Source organism: Burkholderia arboris, from assembly GCF_038723655.1.
GTDB classification, from domain to species: Bacteria; Pseudomonadota; Gammaproteobacteria; order Burkholderiales; family Burkholderiaceae; genus Burkholderia; species Burkholderia arboris.
The window spans coordinates 2,516,780-2,534,572 of the sequence record NZ_CP109822.1 but is presented as its reverse complement, the minus strand read 5'-3'; the positions used below and the strand labels follow the sequence as shown (position 1 = coordinate 2,534,572).

Below are 17,793 nucleotides of genomic sequence, written 5' to 3'. Positions count from 1 at the left end.
CGACGCTCAGCGCTCGTCGCTCCACAGCTTGCCGGCCGTCGCCCAGTTCTCCTTCTTCACGTCGGTGAGGATGATATCGACCGAGCTCGGCGCGCAGCCGAGCGTCTCGCAGGTGACGCGCGTGATCGCTTCGACGAATTCGCGCTTCTGGTCGACGGTGCGGCCTTCGAACAGCTGGATATTGAAAGTCGGCATGACAAATGCTCCGGTTGGGATTGGACGATTCGGTTGAATGCAGCTGCGAGGTCAGTCGCGATACGACGGATCGATCCGGTCGAGGCGACGCAGCAGCGCCGGCCATTCCAGTTCGCCTTCGATCGCGCCGCCGTCGCGCAGTTGTTCGGCGGTGCGGTCCGCGATCGCCGGGTCGGGCAGCACGAGCGGCCCGCCGCCTGCTTGCGCACGCACCTGGATGTCGCAGGCCTTGATCAGCGTATCCATCAGCACATAGGCTTCGGCCACGGTGCGGCCGACCGTCAGCGTGCCGTGATTGCGCAGCAGCATCGCGGATCTCGCGCCGAGGTTCGCGGTTAGCCGCGCGCCTTCGGCCGGCGAGAACGCGAGCGCCTCGTAGTCGTGGTACGCGAGGTCGCCGTGAAAGCGCAGTGCGTGCTGCGACGCGGGCAGCAGCCCGTCGCGCTGGATCGACACGGCGATCCCGGCCGTATTGTGCAGATGCATCACGCAGACGGCATCGGCGCGCGCGGCGTGAACGGCCGCATGCAGCGCGAAGCCCGTCACGTTGACCGCATGCTCGCTGTCGCCGATCCGGTTGCCGGCCAGGTCGATCTTCACGAGGTTCGACGCGCGCACTTCGTCGAACGTGAGGCCGAACGGGTTGATCAGGAAGTGGCCGGGCTCGCCGGGCACGGTTGCCGACAGGTGCGTGTAGATCAGGTCGTCCCAGCCGTTCAGTGCGACGAGCCGGTAGGCGGCGGCGAGGTCGACGCGGCGTGCGCGTTCGGCGTCCGAGATCGGGCCGCCGGGTTTCACGGCATCAGGACGGTGTGCGAATGACGACATCGGGATCTCCGAGGGTGAAGCGGCGCGCGACGGCTACGGTCACCCACGACGCAAGCGCGAACGGGGCCGTGAACACGGGGAGGCCCGCGCGCATCGCGAGCCACTGGATCAGCGCGGCGAGGGCGGCGGCTGCAAGCGCCGCGCGCGGGCCGCGCGGCATCAGCGCCAATGCGGCGAGCGCGCCGTTGAAGCCGAGCAGGCCGTCGGCGAACAAGGCGCCGTTCGCGCCGAGCGCGACCAGCAGCACGGTCGACACGATCGCGCCGCCGAGCGCGAACGCGGCCGCGCGGCGCGACGCGATGGCGACGCCGGCGACGATCAGCAGTCCGGCCCAGGCGCCTTGCGCGAAGGTGGTCTGCGCGACGCCTGAAAGGAGGGCGTCGGCAGCGGAAGCAAGCGTCAGCGCGGGGGCGGCCGTCGCGCCGTCGGCATGCTGCAGCGCGACAAACGGCAGCCACGGCGCGGTGACGGCGAGACACGGGCTCGAATACGGGCACTGGCGCCAGCGGGCGAGCGGCCCGCGCATCGCGCGTTGCACGAGTGCCGCGCCGATCGAGACCAGCGGCACGAGCGCGACGGCGGCGAGTTGATGGGGCGCGAACAGCACGGCGATCAGCGCGGCGAGCGCGCCGTTGAAGCCGTGCAGCCCCTGTTCGACGTCGCGGCGCTCGGCGCCCGTCAGCACGGCGGTCATGCTGGCGGCGGCCGAGCCGACCAGCGCAGCGCTCGCGAGGTGCAGGTCGGTCAGCGCCAGCGCGGCGAGCAGCAGCGCGCCGGTGAGCGCATTCGCCTGCAGCACGACCTGCCCGATGCCGCGCAGCAGGATACGCAGGTCGATCGACGGCGGGACGGGGCGGGCGGTAGGCATGATGGCGGCGGAACAGGACGAGCCGCGAGCATAGGACACAATGCCATGCACCGGAATAGGGAATTCTGGATAGTCAGGATTTGTCGTGGATGCACCGAGGTGGGGAATGAGGCGCGGCGCCGCTGTTTGACCGGCGCTGCGTGAATGCTTTCCGATGCGAAATCGGCGTGACCAGCGAATGGGCGCATTCGCCGGCGTTTCCGTCGGCGGATTCGTGCGACGATGCCCGACATCGGGCAACCGGGAGGCGAAAGGATGCGCGAAGTGCGTTGGGCGTCGCTTGAGGGCGACGGGGTCGAACATCTGACGTTCGACCGGAGCGGCGGCGCGATCGTCGTCGAAAGCGCGGTGGTCGGCCAGCGGTACGGCCGCGCGTACGGGCTCGCGTATCGCGTCGAGTGCGATGCGCAATGGCGTGTCGCCTACGCGGTGCTCAAGGTGATGGGCGGCGGCACGCTCGAGTTGCGCAGCGACGGCGCCGGCCACTGGCGCGACGGCTCAGGCCGTGCGCTGCCCGGGCTCGACGGCTGCATCGACATCGACATCGCGGCGACGCCGTTTACGAATGCGCTGCCGATCGGCCGCCTGGGGCTCGCGCGCGGCGAGCGGCGGCCGATCGATGTCGCGTACATCTCGACGCCGGACCTGATGGTCACGCCGGTCAAGCAGGCCTACGCGTGCATCGAGCCGGGCCGGCGCTACCGCTACGAAGGGATCTTCCGGAATTTTACGGCCGAGATGGACATCGACGACGATGGGCTCGTCGTCGACTACGAGACGCTGTTCAGACGCCTGCCGGCACCGACGGGGCGCTGAACCGCGGCGGTCGTGACCGCCGGCCGCTCCTGCGCGGAGGCGAAGCGGTCGATCCGCTGCGCGATCATGTCGGGGTGGCGCAGCACGATCCAGTGGCTGCCGTCGATTTCCTCCCGCACGTGGTCGCCGAGCCAGCGGTCGAGGCCGACCGACATCTCGGGCGTCACGTAGCGATCGCGCACCGGCACGAGGATCTGCACCGGCGCCTGCGCGTACCGTTCGCGCGGCTTGCGTGCCCGCGCGAGGAAGTTCGCGCGGTACATCTGCATCCCGTTCAACGCATTCTTCAGCTGCACGGGATCGCGCTCGGCGCGCACGCGTTCGGTCAGCTGCAGCCAGCGCGGCCACAGCGCCGCGCCGCCGAGCCGCCACACCAGCGACGGCACGAGCGGCAGGTGGAAGAACGCGATGTACCACGACTTCAGGCTCTGCTTGAGCCGCATCTTCGCGCGGAACACGTGATCGAGGCACGGGCCCGAGATCGACGTGTACGACGCGATCCGGCCGCGGAACGCGGGGTCGGTCACGGCCTCCCAGCACTGGATCGAGCCCCAGTCGTGGCCGACGAGGTGGAACGGCCGGCCGCCGCAGGTCGCGTCGGCCACCGCCTTCAGGTCGGCGGCGAGCCGCTCGAGCGTGTAGTCGGCGCGGCGGCGCGGCGCATCGGACGCGCCGGCGCCGCGGACGTCGTATGCGATCACGCGGTAGCGCTTCGCGAGCCGCGCGCGGATCGGCGCCCACACGGCCGCCGAGTCGGGGTAGCCGTGCACGAGGATCAGCGGCGGCGCGCGACGCGACCCGCTCACGTAGACGGCGAGCTTCACGTCGCCGGACTGGACGGTCAGCATCTCGTGGGCGCGCGCCATGGCGTCATGCCTGCGGGACCGGGTGCAGCGGCACGCGACGCGGGGCGGCTTGCGCGGCGTAGCGCGCGTTGGTCGCGTCGATGTTCTCGAGCAGCGTGTCGAGCCCCTGCAGGTACTGGTGGTTGTCGTGGTCCCACGGGTGGAAGCCCGGGCGGAAGTAGTCGAGCCATTCGCGCGCGATGCTCGGAAACACGCCGTGCTTCGGGCCGTACAGATACTTCACGAGGCGCCACATGCCGCCGAACTTGCCGTGTTCGCGACGGTGCGCGCGCATCAGGCGCACGTGGAAGTCGAACACGATCGTCCAGAAGAACACGGTGGTCGTCAGCATCGTGCCGGTGCGCAGCAGGTAGCTGCCGAGGCCCGGCTTCATCACCGTGGTCCACACGTCGTAGGACACCGCCTTGTGCTCGGTTTCCTCCATCGCGTGCCACATCCACATCTGCTGATAGCCTTCGACCGAGCCGTCGATCCGGTGCTCGTGGCCCGACAGCAGCTGGTTCGCGAGAATGGCCGTGTAGTGCTCGAGCGCGATCGTGATCGCGAGCTGCATCGAATGCGGCAGCACCTTCTTGAACCAGCCGAGGATCGTCCAGAGGCGCTTGTCGAGCTTGTGCGCGGGCAGGCCCGACGACTGCAGCAGGTCGTTGTATTCGATGTGCTCGCGCGTGTGCATCGCTTCCTGGCCGATGAAGCCGAGCACCTGCTTCTTCAGCTCGGGATCCTCGATCCGGTCGCGGTAGTTGCGCACCGAATCCATGAAGAAGCGTTCGCCGGCCGGGAACAGCAGCGACAGCGCATTCATGAAGTGCGTGACCGGCACGCCCTGCACGTGCCAGTCGCGCGCGCGTTCGGGCGGCAGCGCGAAACGGATGTCGCGCCGTACGGGCATCATGTTCGGGGTCGTCATGATTGTTCTCCTCCCTGATTGCCTGCATTGTTGTAGGTGGCGTGCAGCGGTGCGGGCGCCGGCGTGCCGCGTGCGGCATCGCGGCGCGCGCGAGCGGCCTCGCGGCGCGTCGCGAGCACGACGAGCGCCTGGTACGCGGACGGCAGCACGCGCGCCATCCAGTCGCCGGCCTTCGCGTCGCGGCCGATCAGCACGCGGCGCTTGTTCTTGCGCACGCCCGAGAGGATCGTGCGCGCGGCATCGTCGGCGGTCGTGATGAAGAACTTCTCGAACGTGTCCCGGCCTTGCTGCTCGCTCGCGACCATGAAGCCGACCATGTTCTTCGACACGCGGCTCGCCTGTGCGATGTTCGTGCGGATGCCGCCCGGATGCACGCAGGTCGCCGACACGCCGCACTTCATCATGTCGAGTTCCTGGCGCAGCGATTCGGTGAAGCCGCGCACCGCGAACTTGGTCGCGTTGTAGCCGCTCATGCCCGGCTGCGCGAAGATCCCGAAGAGGCTCGACGTGTTGATCACGTGACCGTCGCCCGAGGCCTTCAGGTGCGGCAGGAACGCCTTCGTGCCGTGCACGACGCCCCAGAAGTTGATGTTCACGATCCACTCGAGATCGCTGTATTCCATTCCTTCGATCGTGCTCGACAGCGCGACGCCCGCGTTGTTGAAGATCAGGTTGACCTTGCCGTGTTCCTTCGCGGTGTCGTCGGCCCACGCGAACATCGCGTCGCGGTCGCCGACGTCCAGCACGCGCGTCGATACGCGCGCGTTCGGCGCGATCGCGCGGACGATCCGTTCGGTTTCGGCGAGGCCGACGCCGTTCTTGTCGGCGAGCGAGACGTGGCAGCCTGCTTGCGCGAGCTGGATCGCGAGCGAGCGGCCCATGCCCGAGCCGGCACCCGTGATCGCGGCGACCTTGTTGGCGAAATCTCTCATGTCGTTGGCTCCTTGTCTGGCTCAGGCCGCTTCGGCGGACGTCGATGCGGAAGCGGCGGGCGCGGCGACGGGCCGCGCAGTCGTGTCGTGTTGCGGCGCGCGATACGCGTGGTAATCGGCGATCGCGAAGCGCGCGGTCGCCTGGCGGAAGCGCCACGTGAAGCCCGGCCACAGCGTCGTGTTCTTGCCGGTGCGCGGGTCGAGGTACCAGCTCTTGCAGCCGCCCGTCGACCAGATCGCCTTTTTCAGCTTGCCCTGCAGGTCGCTGTTGAACTGCGCCTCGACGAGCGGGCGCACCTCGATCGCATCCGCTCGCTCGCGGTGCATTGCCTGCAGCGCGCCGAGGATGTATTCGATCTGCGACTCGATCATGAACACCATCGAGTTGTGGCCGAGGCCCGTGTTCGGGCCGACGATCATGAAGAAGTTCGGGTAGCCGGGCAGCGTCGAGCCGAGATACGCATGCGCGCCGTCGCGCCACGCGTCGACGATGTCGAGCCCGCCGCGGCCGACGATCGCGCCGCGCGGATACGGGTCGGCCACCTGGAAGCCGGTGCCGTAGATCAGGCAGTCGACTTCGTGGCGTTTGCCGTCGGTCGTCACGACCGCATCGGCTTCGATGTGGTCGATGCCGGTCGTGATCACGTCGACGTTCTTGCGCGACAGCGCCGGGTAGTAGTCGTTCGAGATCAGCACGCGCTTGCAGCCGAGCGTGTAGTCCGGCGTGACGGTCTTGCGCAGCTCCGGATCGGGAATCTGCTTGCGGATGTGGCGCAGCGCGAGCTTCTGCACGTTCTTCATCAGCGACGGATGGATCGCGAAGCCGAGCACGCGCGATTCGAGCATCCAGTAGATGCTGCTGCGCACGGCCTTCTGCGTGAACGGCAGCGTGCGGAACAGCCACTTCTCGAGCCCGGTCAGGTTGCGGTCGGGCTTCGGCATGATCCACGGCGGCGTGCGCTGGAACAGCGCGAGTTCCTTCACGCGCGGCGCGATCTGCGGCACGAACTGGATCGCGCTCGCGCCGGTGCCGATCACCGCGACGCGCTTGCCTTCGAGCGCGTAGTCGTGATCCCACTGCTGCGAATGGAACGCGCGGCCCTGGAAATTCTCGACGCCGGGAATCGACGGCAGCGCGGCGCGCGACAGGCCGCCCATCCCCGACACCAGCACGCGCGCGGACAGCCGCTTGCCGTTCGCGAACGTGAGGCGCCAGCGCTGCGCGGCTTCGTCGTACTCGGCGCGCTGCAACTCGTGGTTCAGGCGCAGGTGCGGGCCGACGCCGAAGCGCTGCACGCAGTCTTCCAGATACGCGCGGATTTCCGGCTGAGGCGCAAACATGCGCGTCCAGCGCGGGTTCGGCGCGAACGAGAACGAATAGACGTGCGATTGCACGTCGCATGCACACCCGGGGTAATGATTGTCGCGCCACGTGCCGCCGACCGACGCGGCCTTCTCGAGGACGACGAAGTCGGTCACGCCTGTTTGCCGCAGGCGGATTGCCATCCCGAGACCGGCGAAGCCGGTGCCGATGATGGCGATGTCGATGGTTTCGTCCTGGCCGTCGTGGCCGGGCGGACCGAAAGGCAACGTGCGAGCATTCATCCGGGTGTCTCCGATTTGGCTCATTTTCGAATGTTACATTGTTTGATGTAACGATAGTGGGTGAACCCGGAAACCGCAAGAGGCTAGAAGCGGCGCTCTAAGGGCCGGAAGCCAGACGGGAAAAGGCTGAGCGGGGTTTGGAACGGTTTGCTTTCCGCGATGCGGGATGGGCGGAAAGGGCCGTCGGCAGGACGAGACAGGTGCTGGACGAGACCGCCGGCGCGCGGCGGTCTGTTTGAAACAGTATCAGGGACGGATCGATCGGACGGCCGTCTCATGGAAAACCCCGGCCACGATCGTGACCTGCGCGAGCGCGTAGAGGCCCCAGATCAGGTAGTCGATGCCGGGAAAGCCGCCGAGGAACCGGCCGACGCCGATCAGCGTGTCGGAGCCGACGAAGATCAGGCTGCCGATCGCGACCAGCGCGCCGTGCGTGCGGGCCGCGAGCGCGAAGCTCGCCATCACGCACAGCACGAGCATGTAGACGGCGACCGGCGCCAGCAGCTCGCCGAGGTGCGGGAAGAATGCCGCATAGAAAGCCGGCGCGGCGATCCACAGCCCGATCAGCGCGACGATGCGCCAGCCGTGCGGCCGTGCGCGCCAGCGCATGAAGATCACGCAGTAGCACACGTGCGTGAGCAGGAACGCGCCCAGACCGAGGACGAACGACAGCGGCCAGTCGGGCAGCGCGAGCAGCACGTCGCCGAGCACTGCGGTGGCGAGCGCCGCGCACAGCCACGCGCGTTCGCGCGGCGCGCCGCAGGTGCTGCCCGCGGCGAGCAGCAGGATACCCATCGCGGCTTTCGCGACGGCCTGGCCCGGATAGGGCGCGGCGGCGAGCGACAGCCCGTACAGCAGCGCGGCGGCGATGGCGAGCGGCCAGAGCCGGCGGTAGGTGGCGGGAAGCGTGGCGATCAAGGCGGGTGTCTCCGGATTGTTGTTGTCTGCGGTGGACGGCGCGCCGTCGAGGGCGCGGCTGCCGGCCATTATCCGGAAGAACGGGCACGCAAAAACCGGCGAATCCTTCTAGTCATCGATGGCGACGGATGACGATGCCGCCGGCGGATTTCTCCGCGCGTTGCCCCGGCTGAACCGGGGCAACGACTTCAATTCGGCTTGCTATGATCGCCGCGGTATTGCCGTTGTCGATGTTCCGCCCGGCCGCGCGACTGGATGCGTACGCCGGTGCGTGCCCGATGAATCCATGCCGTGCCCGGCCCGCGCGCTCGTCGAAAGCGGGGCGGTGCCGGCTCCCCACGAAAACAGGTCCGACCCATGACCGAACTTCTCCACGGCGACGGCGCGATCCGTCGCACGACGCCTTACGGTTCCTCGATCGAAAACACCTATGCGGGCGTGCTGTCGTTCATGCGCCGCAACTATTCGCGTGCGCTCGACGGCGTCGACGTCGCGATCTCGGGCGTGCCGCTCGATCTCGCGACGACCTATCGGTCAGGCGCACGGCTCGGGCCGGCCGCGATCCGCGCGGCGAGCGTGCAACTCGCCGAGCTCAATCCGTATCCGTGGGGCTTCGATCCATTCGACGATCTCGCGGCCGTCGACTACGGCGACTGCTGGTTCGACGCGCACAACCCGCTGTCGATCAAGCCCGCGATCATCGAGCATGCGCGCACGATCCTGCGTTCGGGCGCGAAGATGCTGACGTTCGGCGGCGATCACTACATCACGTATCCGCTGCTGGCCGCGCATGCGGAGCGCTACGGCAAGCCGCTGTCGCTGATCCATTTCGATGCGCACTGCGATACATGGGCCGACGACGAGCCGGACAGCCTCAATCACGGGACGATGTTCTACAAGGCCGTGAAGGAAGGGTTGATCGATCCCGCGACGTCGGTGCAGGTCGGCATCCGCACGTGGAACGACGATTTTCTCGGGATCGAGCGGCTCGATGCCGCGTGGGTGCATGACCATGGTTCGCGCGCGGCGGTCGAGCGGATCGTCGAGATCGTCGGTGCGCGGCCCGCGTATCTGACGTTCGATATCGACTGCCTCGATCCGGCGTTTGCGCCGGGGACGGGGACGCCGGTCGCGGGCGGGTTGTCGTCCGCGCAGGCGCTCGCGATCGTGCGAGGGCTCGGGGCGGTGAATCTGGTCGGGGCCGATGTGGTGGAGGTTGCGCCGGCGTACGATCACGCGGACATCACCGCGATCGCGGCCGCGCATGTCGCGTGCGATCTGCTGTGCTTGTGGCGGCAGAAGAAGGTGGCGGGCGCGTTGAAGTAGGGGAGCGGGCGTGCAATGCAAGAGGCCGGCGGGCAGGTTGCCCGCCGGTTTTCATGCTGGTCGGCTCCGGTAACGCAAGTCCGTCGTCAACTTCGACGCGGAGATGGGGCGGCGTGACGACGCCGGCGAAGGGGCCATTCGAAAATTCGAATCGGGCGCCGCTCGAACCGGAAGGTTTCGAATCGGTTGCGCGCGATGTCGGGACACGCTTGGTCGCGTGCGCACCGATGACTCACAGGCGGCGGGTGCCGGTACCGGGGCGCTGCCGTTAGCCGCGCGCATCGACCCAGTTGTGTGCCCAGCGTGCCGAATGCTCCAGCGCCAGCGCTTCGCTCGCGAAGTAATCGAGCGAATAGAACTGGTAGCGGCCTTCGTTGCGCGGGCTACCGCTGCGTTCGAGCAGCAGGTTGGATGAAAAACTGCCATCGGGCAAGCGATGCGCCGACGGGTGGACGGCATAGCCGTTGTACTGTTGAATTCGATTGTTTTGCATTTTTAATTTTAATGATGTTCGAGTGCGCGCGTGCCGTGCGAAATGCGCACGGGTAGGCCGATTCAAAGCCATTGCGAGCTGAATCCGACGCAGTCGAGAAACGAAAATCAGGCGTTGCGGCCAGAGGGGGGATGAAGTGCAACGAGGCGTGTGGCGCTTGGCAAGCTGCTGAACAAACCGATGCAGCTAAAGGCGATCGCGCCAACTTTGGGAGGCAAGGCTCCGTGGGGGTGTCGCTGCGACCCGGCGTCCGTCGCGGGAGGCCGGGTCCTTCAAACTTTACAGCGGCGTGATGTTGGCCGCTTGCAGACCCTTCGGGCCTTGCTTCGTTTCGAAGCTCACTTTTTGATTTTCAGCCAGCGTCTTGAAGCCGTCGGCACGAATTTCCGAGAAGTGAGCAAACAGGTCGTCGCCGCCGTTGTCCGGGGTGATGAAGCCAAAGCCTTTGCTGTCGTTGAACCACTTGACGATACCGGTATCCATGAAGATTCCTTGAGAAAAAAATGAAAGATTTGCTCTGTTGAAGAGCGCGTGAAGCGTCAAGGAGGGAGAGGACAACGAATACCGCTGAGGAGCGATCAATTGATGAACAGCAATCGGACTTCTTGAACTTCGGACGATACGGTAACCGCCGGGCGGGGCTCGCGTCAACCGTTATCTTGTAACTGTTTCACAGCACGGCCCGTTATCGAGGGCGCAGCGATGCGACCCCGTCTGGCAGGAGGGGGCGACGGGTGGCGCGTCCGGCCGTTCGCCGACCGACGCAAGCGGTGGTTGCCACCTGCAACGGTTGCTGGTCTTTCCTCTGTCCGGACCGCGCGCGTTGTCGCGAACAGTCGACGCATGCGTGACGGCGGCGGTGCGGGTGATCCGGCGGGGGAAACGCATCGTCGAACGAACGCCATGCGAGACATCTTCGGGGCGTGGCTGTTACCGCTCGATCGAAAGAATCGTCGCGTCGTCGATGGCGCCCGCACACGAAGCATTGCTGATCATGAACGAGACGGCAGCCGCCCTAGGTGTGGTCGCCGTTGCCTTGCGTATCGGATGTATCGGACGTATCCGGCGCGCCGGACTGCCGCGCCGCTTCATCGCTGAGCTTCTTGTCGAGGATCGTTGCAACGCGGCCGCCGAGATACGCGCTCGCGGCGGTTTCGAGCGCGCGGTTCGTCTCGCCTTCGACGAACACGGCAGCGAGCGGGCGCAGGCGCCAGATCGCGTCGACCAGTTCGGGCACGTCGGTGGCCGGCGGCAGCGTGCCGGCGTCGTAGCGGTCGAGCCGCTTCACGACGAGATCGACGAGCAGCCGCGCGATCGCGTCGAAGTGCGGGCGAGCGAGGCTGATCACGTCGAGCAGCTCGCGCGGCGGAATCCCTTCCTTCGTCATCGCGGCGGCCGCCTCGAGCAGCGCGGGACTCTTCGCGACGAACGACAGGCCGCGCCGTTCGAGCAGCCCGAGCTCGGTCACACGCGACAGCTGCGTGGTCGCTTGCGGGCCGAACATCTGCGCGAGCGCGGCGAGCGAATAGGTCTTCGGCAGCTCGTGCGACCAGCGGCCGCCGATCGCGTTTTCGAGGCCGAGGATCGAACGCAGGTCGTGGCCTTCGTCGATCGCCTTGATGAGATCCTGGATGTTCGACAGCGTGTAGCCGCGTGCGAGCAGATGGTTGATCAGCTTCAGGCGCGCGACGTGCGTGTCGTCGTAGATGCCGACGCGCCCGCGTTTTTCCGGCGGCGCGAGCAAGCCGCGATCCTGGTACGCGCGGACATTGCGCACGGTGGTGTCGGACACGCGCGCGAGTTCGTCGACCGTGTACTCGTTGCGGGAATCCGGTGCAGCCTCGTCGGGCGTGGAATGAGTCTGTTTTGACATGCGGCCATTCTAGCGCGACGCGGCGGGAGCGGGCGAGGCGGGGAGCGTTCGCGCGCCGTCGCCGAGCGGGCGCTGCAGCAGCGCCGTATCGATCCACCGGCCATGCTTGAAGCCGACCGCTGTCAGCGTGCCGGCCGGTTCGAAACCGAATGCGCGATGCAGCGACGTCGAGCCGCCGGTGCCGCCGTCGGCGATCACCGCGATCATTTGCCGCCACGGGCCGGCTTCGCAACGCGCGATCAGCGCCGCGAGCAGGGCGCGGCCGATTCCGCGCCCGCGCTGCGCATCGTCGATGTAGATCGAATCCTCGATCGCGAAGCGGTACGCGCTGCGCGTGCGGTACGGCGTCGCGTACGCATAGCCGGCCACGCGGCCGTCGCATGCGGCGACCAGATACGGCAGTCCGTGGCGCAGTACCGCGTCGCGGCGTGCGCGCAGCTCGGCGACGTCGGGCGGCGTTTCCTCGAACGACGCGACGCTGTGGTGAACGTGGTGCGCATAGATCGCGTGAATCGCGTCGAGGTCGGCGTCGGTTGCGTCGCGAACGACGCAGGCGGGAGCGGTGGACATGGCGGCGGGGCGGACGAACGCAAATCGCTACTATGCCGCCCGCCGGCGCGTGTGGCAAAGCCGTTCGGCGGATTGCGGCGCGGGTTGCCTACAGCCGTCCATCCGCCGCATGAACCGCATCGGCGATGGCATCGGCGACGCGCTGCACGCGCGGCGACCGGCGCACGTCGGGGTGAACGACGAGCCAGATCTCGCGCTCGATGTCGCAACGCGGCGCGTCGGTCAGCTCGACGAGCGGCGCGCCAGCGTGCCCGACGGGATCGTCGACGAGAAACCGCGGCAGCAGCGCGACACCGGCCCCCGCCGCGCAGGCGCGATGCAGCGCGGCGAGGTCGTTGGCGATGAACGCAAAGCGCCGTCCGGCCGCGAAGCGTTCGAGCCATTGCTGTTGCGGGGTTTGCGCGAGCGCGTCGTCGTAGCCGACGAACGCCCAGGTGTCGGGCGGCGCGTCGGCCCATTCCGGTGCGGCACACAGCGCAAAGCGCATCGTGCCGAGCCGGCGTGCGGCGAGCCCCGGTTCGCTCGGCCGCGACAGCCGCACCGCGAGGTCGGCTTCGCGCGCATACAGGTTCGCCGCATGCATTTCGCCCATCAGGTCGATGCGCAGTGCCGGCCACGCGCGCTGCGCGCGGGCCAGGCGCGGCGCGAGGAAATGGCTGGCGAACACCGGCGACGCCGACACGCGCACCACGCCGTCGAGCGCCGCCGCCCCCTGCGCGGCGCGCGCGAACGCATGCGCATCGGCTTCGAGGCGCGCGGCGTGCTCGGCGAGGTGCAGTCCTTCGTCGGTCGGCGGCCAGCCGCGCGGCAGCCGGTCGAACAGCCGGACCCCGAGCGAGGATTCCAGCGCGTCGATGCGCCGCGCGACCGTCGAATGCTGGACCTGCAGCGCGCGGGCGGCGGCAGACAGGCTGCCGCTGCGCATCACCGCAAGAAAGTAGCGGATGTCATCCCAGCTCATCGGCAGCGCGGAGGGGGGAGCGGCAATCGGGTCGGTCGATTTTTGCACAGTAAATGGGCGATCAACGTGAATTCCGTTCGATTATGCACGATGGGATGATCGTGTCACTTCATTCGATAGCGAGGAACGTCATGACCCAAACAGCCAACGCCATCCGGATCGGGATCGACCGTTACGGCGACGCCGGCGTGCTGCGCCGCGTCGATGCGCCCGTCGCGCCGCCTGCCGCCGGCGAAGTGCGGATTCGCCAGACCGCGATCGGCGTGAATTTCGTCGACATCTATTTCCGGACGGGCGCGCACGCGTTGCCCGCGCTGCCCGATGCGCTCGGTGTCGAGGCGGCCGGCGTGATCGACGCGGTCGGGCCGGGCGTGACGGATCTCGTCCCCGGCCAGCGCGTCGCGTATGCGGGCATGCCGACCGGCAGCTATGCGAGCCTGCGCACGATGCCGGCCGAACGCGTGCTGCCGATTCCCGACGGCCTGAGCGACGAAGCCGCTGCCGCCGGGCTGCTGAAGGGGATCACCGCCTACATGCTGCTGCATCGCGTCCGGCAGGTCGGCGCCGGCGATACGGTGCTCGTCCATGCGGCGGCTGGCGGCGTCGGGCTGCTGGCGACGCAGTGGGCGCGCGCGCTCGGCGCACGGGTGATCGGTACGGTCGGATCGGCCGCGAAGGCTGCGCTCGTGCGCACGCACGGCGCCGAAGCGGTGGTCGACTATCGCGAACAGGATTTCGTCGCGGCCGCGCGCGCGTTCGGCGGCGGCGCGGGCGTCGATTACGCGATCGACGGCATCGGCGGCGACGTGCTGACGCGCACGCTCGGTGCAATCCGTCCGTTCGGGATGGTCGCGAGCATCGGGCAGGTGGCCGCGATCGGCGCGCGGCAGACCTTCGATCTCGACGAACTGGGCCCGGTCCGTTCGATCGCGCTCGCGCGGCCGAGCGTGCTCGGCTTCATCGCACGGGACGTGGCGGGTTATCGGGAAGCGGCGCGCGCGACGCTCGAACGGCTCGCGGGCGGGATGCACGTGGAGATCGGCGCGCGGCTGCCGCTCGAACAGGCGGCCGATGCGCATCGGCTGCTGGAGTCGCGCAAGACGACGGGGGGCGTGGTGCTGGTGCCGTGACGGCCAGCGGCGGGGCCGGTGCTTCGCAGTGACGATACCGGCGCGCCGCCACCTTGCTGGTCAGTGATGCTTGCGTAGCGGCGCGCTTTCGACGAACCACGCGAGCACGAATGCGATCGCGATCACGGCCGCCGCCGCGAGATACACCACATGCAGCGATCCGGCGAACGCATGCAGGTACGCGTCGCGCACGGCGTCCGGCAACTGGTGCACGGCGGCCGGGCCCATCGCGGGCGGCAATTCCGTGCCGGCCGGCAGCGCCTGCATGATCCGCGACTGCAGCCCGTGCGAGAACAGCGCACCGAACGCGGCGACGCCGAGTGAGCCGCCGATCGAGCGGAACAGCGTCACGCCCGACGTCGCGACGCCCATGTGCCGGAACTCGACCGTATTCTGCACCGCGAGCGTCAGCACCGGCATCACCATGCCGAGCCCGATCCCGAGCAGCGCCATGTACGCGTACATCGTGTGCAGCGGCGTGTCGAGCGACAGCGTCGACAGCAGCGCCATCGCGATGCCGCCGATCAGCGTGCCCGCGATCGGAAACGGGCGATACGTGCCGAGGCGCGAGATCAGCCGGCCGCTGATGATCGACATCGCGAGCATCCCGCCCATCATCGGCAGCAGTTGCATGCCGGCCTGCGACGGCGTCGAGCCTTTCACGACCTGCAGGTACAGCGGAATGAACGTGACCGAGCCGAACAGCGCGATGCCGACGACGAAGCCGATCAGGCTCATCAGCACGAAGGTGCGCTGACGGAACAGCGCGAGCGGCATGATTGGCTCGGCCGCGAGGCGCTCTTCATAAATGAAGCCGCCGATCGCGACGAGGCCGAGCACGAGCGTCATCCACAGTTGCGGCGACGTCCACGGCAGCAGCGACCCGCCTTCGCTCGTGAACAGGATCACGCAGGTCAGCGCGGTGGCGAGGAACGCGGCGCCCATGTAGTCGATCCGGTGCTTCACGTGCGCGGTGTGCGGCCGGAACGCCATGCCGATCACCGCGAGCGCGAGCAAGCCGAGCGGCAGGTTGATCGTGAAGATCCAGCGCCACGACAGGTGCTCGACCAGGAAACCGCCGAGCAGCGGGCCGACGATCGTCGCGAGGCCGTAGACGCCGCCGAACATCCCCTGGTAGCGCGCCCGGCGATCGGGCGGGACCAGATCGCCGATCGCGGCCATCGTGACGACCATCAGGCCGCCGCCGCCGAACCCCTGCAGCGCGCGCAGCACGATCAGCTGCGTCATGTCCTGCGCGACGCCGCACAGTGCGGAGCCGGCGAGGAACAGCACGATCGCCGCCTGCAGCACGATCTTGCGGCCGTACAGGTCGCCGAGCTTGCCGTACAGCGGCAGCACGACGGTGGACGACAGCAGGTACGCGGTGACGACCCAAGACAACTGGTCGAGCCCGCCGAGCTCGCCGACGATCGTCGGCAGCGCGGTCGATACGATCGTCTGGTCGAGCGCGGACAGCAGCATGACGAGCAGCAGCGCGGCGATGATCAGCCCGGTCGGCGCGTCGCGGCGGGCCGTTTCGGCGGCCGGCGGAGTGAGGAGGGTGTTGGTTGTCATCGAGATATCTGCCGTGGCAGGGAATTGAGCCGAAATATAGCCACATATACTTGACTAGTCAATTTCTGCTCAGACTCAGTCTGTTGCAGTCGTAACAGGAGATTGCCGGCAGGAAAAATTGACCGTGATCAGACGGAAAGCAGGGACGGACTCAAGTTTTTTGCAGGCAAACCGTAATACAGAGTGCTGCGGACCGATTGCCGCGGCATTTTTCATCGCTCACGTGCCGTCATGAACCTGAACGCCCTGTTTTCCCGTTTCTCGATCCGTACGCGGATCTTCTCCACGCTCGGTCTCGTTGCCGCGCTGCTCGTCGTGTCGGGGCTGATCGGCCTTGCCGGCATGCAAAGCTCGAACCGCGCACTCGACGAGGCCTATACGCAGCAACTGGCTGCGAAGACCGCGCTGTCCGCGGCGAGCCTGAACCTGACGATCGTGCGCACGACGCTCGACCGCGCGCTCCTGCATCCGGAGGCGCCGGAAGTGCCGGATCTCGTGAAAAAGGCCGAAGGCTATCTCGCGAAGGCCGACACCGCCTGGCGCAATTACGCGGCGATGCCGCACGACGGCGACGAGGGCCCGCTCGCGAGCCGCCTCGACGCCGCGCGCCAGGCGCTGATCGGGCAGGCGCTGAAGCCGATGATCGACGCGATCCGCGAAGGCCGGCGCGACGAGGCCGACCGGCTGCTGATGACGGTCGCGCCGCCGCTGTCGGTCGCGCTCACGCAGGCGACCGATGCGCTCGATGCGTACCAGGTCGCGCGCGGCAAGGACGTTTACGACACCGCGCAGACCTATTACGGCTGGATGCGTATGGGCGCGATCGCGGGCATCGCATTCGGGCTGGCCGCGTGCCTCGGCTGTGCGATCGGCCTGCATTTCGCGATCACGCAACCGGTGAATCGCCTGTTGTCGCATTTCCGCCGCCTGTCGGACGGCGACCTGACGTCGGAAGTGCGCTGGTCGTCGCGTGACGAAATGGCCGAGCTGGTGAAGGGCGTGACGGGCATGCAGCGCAGCCTCGCGGACACGGTGCGCCAGGTCAGCCAGGGTTCCGAAGCGATTTCGACGGCCACGCACCAGATCGCGGCCGGCAACACGGACTTGTCGCAGCGTACCGAGGAACAGGCGTCGGCGCTGCAGGAGACGGCCGCGAGCATGGAGCAGTTGACGGCGACCGTGAAGCAGAACGCCGACAACGCGCTCGAGGCGCAGGCCTGCGCGGACAGCGCGAGCGAAATCGCGACGCGCGGCGCGACGGTGGTGGGCGAGGTGATCGGCACGATGAACGAGATCGACCAGAGCTCGCAGAAGGTCGCCGACATCATCGGCACGATCGAGGGCATCGCGTTCCAGACCAACATTCTTGCGCTGAATGCGGCGGTCGAAGCTGCGCGCGCAGGTGAGCAGGGCCGCGGTTTTGCCGTGGTCGCAGGCGAGGTGCGCACGCTTGCGCAACGCTCGGCGTCCGCGGCGAAGGAAATCCGCACGCTGATCGGCGAATCGGTCGAACGCGTTGCGATCGGCTCGCGGCTCGTCGGCACGGCCGGTGCGACGATGCAGGACATCCAGCAGGCGATCGGACGCGTGACCGGCATCATGACGGAGATCGCGGCCGCATCGAGCGAGCAGCGCGACGGGATCGAGCAGGTGAACCGCGCGGTGTCGCAGATGGATCAGGTGTCGCAGCAGAACGCGGCGCTCGTCGAGCAGGCGGCGGCGGCGGCTGCGTCGCTCGAGGAACAGGCTGACGGGTTGCGCCGTGCGGTGGGGGCGTTCCGGGTGGCTTGAGCAACGCAGGCGCGAGGCGAGTGGTGGCGGGTTGGTCGGGTGGTGCGATCGACCTCGCGGATTGGCCTGTATTTTTGCGGATGATCTGGTCGCGAGATCAGAAAAGAATACAAAGCCCCGCCAGCGGGGCTTTTTT

18 protein-coding genes are annotated in these 17,793 nt (G+C 67.8%); 4 read left to right on the top strand and 14 right to left on the bottom strand.

Features of this window, described 5'->3' with window-relative positions; genetic code table 11:
- Positions 1 to 6 precede the first annotated feature (6 nt).
- Genes OHZ10_RS28670 through OHZ10_RS28660 form a run of 3 tightly spaced genes read right to left on the bottom strand, consistent with a single transcriptional unit; the run spans position 7 to position 1,891 of the window.
- On the bottom strand, positions 7 to 195 hold the full coding sequence (locus OHZ10_RS28670) for a 4-oxalocrotonate tautomerase (protein WP_342705097.1): 189 nt from the start codon (positions 193 to 195) through the stop codon (positions 7 to 9).
- Positions 196 to 246: 51 nt separating this feature from the next.
- Positions 247 to 1,023 (bottom strand): class II aldolase/adducin family protein, encoded by a 777-nt coding sequence (locus OHZ10_RS28665; RefSeq protein ID WP_059240158.1) that lies wholly within the window; start codon positions 1,021 to 1,023, stop codon positions 247 to 249.
- Positions 998 to 1,891: an urea transporter gene (locus tag OHZ10_RS28660; RefSeq protein WP_342705096.1), complete on the bottom strand. Its 894-nt coding sequence runs from the start codon at positions 1,889 to 1,891 to the stop codon at positions 998 to 1,000. The genes OHZ10_RS28665 and OHZ10_RS28660 overlap by 26 nt, the downstream gene beginning before the upstream one ends.
- Positions 1,892 to 2,146: 255 nt before the next feature.
- On the opposite strand from OHZ10_RS28660, the gene OHZ10_RS28655 reads away from it, so the two are divergent.
- Entirely contained in the window at positions 2,147 to 2,707 is a 561-nt protein-coding gene (locus tag OHZ10_RS28655; RefSeq protein ID WP_059240162.1) for a putative glycolipid-binding domain-containing protein, read from the top strand.
- Here the strand turns inward: OHZ10_RS28655 and OHZ10_RS28650 are convergent.
- The 5 genes from OHZ10_RS28650 to OHZ10_RS28630 form a co-directional block, all read right to left on the bottom strand.
- A complete protein-coding gene (locus OHZ10_RS28650) occupies positions 2,662 to 3,573 on the bottom strand; it encodes an alpha/beta fold hydrolase (RefSeq protein ID WP_059240163.1) in 912 nt (303 codons plus the stop codon). The genes OHZ10_RS28655 and OHZ10_RS28650 overlap by 46 nt on opposite strands.
- A gap of 4 nt (positions 3,574 to 3,577) precedes the next feature.
- Complete coding sequence (locus OHZ10_RS28645) at positions 3,578 to 4,483, bottom strand: metal-dependent hydrolase (RefSeq protein ID WP_059240165.1); 906 nt, start codon at positions 4,481 to 4,483, stop codon at positions 3,578 to 3,580.
- Positions 4,480 to 5,415 (bottom strand): SDR family NAD(P)-dependent oxidoreductase, encoded by a 936-nt coding sequence (locus OHZ10_RS28640; RefSeq protein ID WP_059240167.1) that lies wholly within the window; start codon positions 5,413 to 5,415, stop codon positions 4,480 to 4,482. Before OHZ10_RS28640 ends, OHZ10_RS28645 begins: the two co-directional genes overlap by 4 nt.
- A gap of 21 nt (positions 5,416 to 5,436) precedes the next feature.
- On the bottom strand, positions 5,437 to 7,020 hold the full coding sequence (locus OHZ10_RS28635; protein WP_256086202.1) for a flavin-containing monooxygenase: 1,584 nt from the start codon (positions 7,018 to 7,020) through the stop codon (positions 5,437 to 5,439).
- A gap of 246 nt (positions 7,021 to 7,266) precedes the next feature.
- Positions 7,267 to 7,938 (bottom strand): lysoplasmalogenase, encoded by a 672-nt coding sequence (locus tag OHZ10_RS28630; RefSeq protein WP_222905047.1) that lies wholly within the window; start codon positions 7,936 to 7,938, stop codon positions 7,267 to 7,269.
- 357 nt (positions 7,939 to 8,295) lie between these two features.
- On the opposite strand from OHZ10_RS28630, the gene speB reads away from it, so the two are divergent.
- Entirely contained in the window at positions 8,296 to 9,264 is a 969-nt protein-coding gene (gene speB, locus OHZ10_RS28625) for an agmatinase (RefSeq protein ID WP_342705095.1), read from the top strand.
- Positions 9,265 to 9,532: 268 nt separating this feature from the next.
- Here the strand turns inward: speB and OHZ10_RS28620 are convergent, their stop codons facing one another.
- The 5 genes from OHZ10_RS28620 to OHZ10_RS28600 form a co-directional block, all read right to left on the bottom strand.
- Entirely contained in the window at positions 9,533 to 9,757 is a 225-nt protein-coding gene (locus OHZ10_RS28620) for a hypothetical protein (protein WP_059240171.1), read from the bottom strand.
- Between the two features lie 279 nt (positions 9,758 to 10,036).
- A complete protein-coding gene (locus OHZ10_RS28615) occupies positions 10,037 to 10,240 on the bottom strand; it encodes a cold-shock protein (protein WP_027790965.1) in 204 nt (67 codons plus the stop codon).
- 532 nt (positions 10,241 to 10,772) lie between these two features.
- Positions 10,773 to 11,630, bottom strand: a complete 858-nt coding sequence (locus OHZ10_RS28610; RefSeq protein ID WP_342705094.1) for a MerR family transcriptional regulator — start codon at positions 11,628 to 11,630, stop codon at positions 10,773 to 10,775.
- A 9-nt stretch (positions 11,631 to 11,639) separates the two neighbouring features.
- Complete coding sequence (locus OHZ10_RS28605; protein WP_174991265.1) at positions 11,640 to 12,200, bottom strand: GNAT family N-acetyltransferase; 561 nt, start codon at positions 12,198 to 12,200, stop codon at positions 11,640 to 11,642.
- An 88-nt stretch (positions 12,201 to 12,288) separates the two neighbouring features.
- Positions 12,289 to 13,161, bottom strand: a complete 873-nt coding sequence (locus OHZ10_RS28600; protein ID WP_059240177.1) for a LysR family transcriptional regulator — start codon at positions 13,159 to 13,161, stop codon at positions 12,289 to 12,291.
- A 131-nt stretch (positions 13,162 to 13,292) separates the two neighbouring features.
- Between OHZ10_RS28600 and OHZ10_RS28595 the strand changes: the two genes are divergently transcribed.
- Positions 13,293 to 14,291, top strand: a complete 999-nt coding sequence (locus OHZ10_RS28595; RefSeq protein WP_174991263.1) for a quinone oxidoreductase family protein — start codon at positions 13,293 to 13,295, stop codon at positions 14,289 to 14,291.
- 60 nt (positions 14,292 to 14,351) lie between these two features.
- Here the strand turns inward: OHZ10_RS28595 and OHZ10_RS28590 are convergent, their stop codons facing one another.
- The gene (locus OHZ10_RS28590) at positions 14,352 to 15,866 is read right to left on the bottom strand and encodes an MDR family MFS transporter (protein WP_342705093.1); all 1,515 of its coding nucleotides are present in this window, start codon (positions 15,864 to 15,866) and stop codon (positions 14,352 to 14,354) included.
- 231 nt (positions 15,867 to 16,097) lie between these two features.
- Between OHZ10_RS28590 and OHZ10_RS28585 the strand changes: the two genes are divergently transcribed.
- The gene (locus tag OHZ10_RS28585) at positions 16,098 to 17,657 is read left to right on the top strand and encodes a methyl-accepting chemotaxis protein (protein WP_174991262.1); all 1,560 of its coding nucleotides are present in this window, start codon (positions 16,098 to 16,100) and stop codon (positions 17,655 to 17,657) included.
- Positions 17,658 to 17,793: the final 136 nt, after the last annotated feature.

Excerpts from the sequence above, each read along its gene's own strand:
- OHZ10_RS28670 (WP_342705097.1), bottom strand. The coding sequence starts at position 195 with ATGCCGACTTTCAATATCCAGCTGTTCGAAGGCCGCACCGTCGACCAG.
- OHZ10_RS28665 (WP_059240158.1), bottom strand. The coding sequence starts at position 1,023 with ATGTCGTCATTCGCACACCGTCCTGATGCCGTGAAACCCGGCGGCCCG.
- OHZ10_RS28660 (WP_342705096.1), bottom strand. The coding sequence starts at position 1,891 with ATGCCTACCGCCCGCCCCGTCCCGCCGTCGATCGACCTGCGTATCCTG.
- OHZ10_RS28655 (WP_059240162.1), top strand. The coding sequence starts at position 2,147 with ATGCGCGAAGTGCGTTGGGCGTCGCTTGAGGGCGACGGGGTCGAACAT.
- OHZ10_RS28650 (WP_059240163.1), bottom strand. The coding sequence starts at position 3,573 with ATGGCGCGCGCCCACGAGATGCTGACCGTCCAGTCCGGCGACGTGAAG.
- OHZ10_RS28645 (WP_059240165.1), bottom strand. The coding sequence starts at position 4,483 with ATGACGACCCCGAACATGATGCCCGTACGGCGCGACATCCGTTTCGCG.
- OHZ10_RS28640 (WP_059240167.1), bottom strand. The coding sequence starts at position 5,415 with ATGAGAGATTTCGCCAACAAGGTCGCCGCGATCACGGGTGCCGGCTCG.
- OHZ10_RS28635 (WP_256086202.1), bottom strand. The coding sequence starts at position 7,020 with ATGAATGCTCGCACGTTGCCTTTCGGTCCGCCCGGCCACGACGGCCAG.
- speB (WP_342705095.1), top strand. The coding sequence starts at position 8,296 with ATGACCGAACTTCTCCACGGCGACGGCGCGATCCGTCGCACGACGCCT.
- OHZ10_RS28620 (WP_059240171.1), bottom strand. The coding sequence starts at position 9,757 with ATGCAAAACAATCGAATTCAACAGTACAACGGCTATGCCGTCCACCCG.
- OHZ10_RS28615 (WP_027790965.1), bottom strand. The coding sequence starts at position 10,240 with ATGGATACCGGTATCGTCAAGTGGTTCAACGACAGCAAAGGCTTTGGC.
- OHZ10_RS28610 (WP_342705094.1), bottom strand. The coding sequence starts at position 11,630 with ATGTCAAAACAGACTCATTCCACGCCCGACGAGGCTGCACCGGATTCC.
- OHZ10_RS28605 (WP_174991265.1), bottom strand. The coding sequence starts at position 12,200 with ATGTCCACCGCTCCCGCCTGCGTCGTTCGCGACGCAACCGACGCCGAC.
- OHZ10_RS28600 (WP_059240177.1), bottom strand. The coding sequence starts at position 13,161 with ATGAGCTGGGATGACATCCGCTACTTTCTTGCGGTGATGCGCAGCGGC.
- OHZ10_RS28595 (WP_174991263.1), top strand. The coding sequence starts at position 13,293 with ATGACCCAAACAGCCAACGCCATCCGGATCGGGATCGACCGTTACGGC.
- OHZ10_RS28590 (WP_342705093.1), bottom strand. The coding sequence starts at position 15,866 with ATGACAACCAACACCCTCCTCACTCCGCCGGCCGCCGAAACGGCCCGC.
- OHZ10_RS28585 (WP_174991262.1), top strand. The coding sequence starts at position 16,098 with ATGAACCTGAACGCCCTGTTTTCCCGTTTCTCGATCCGTACGCGGATC.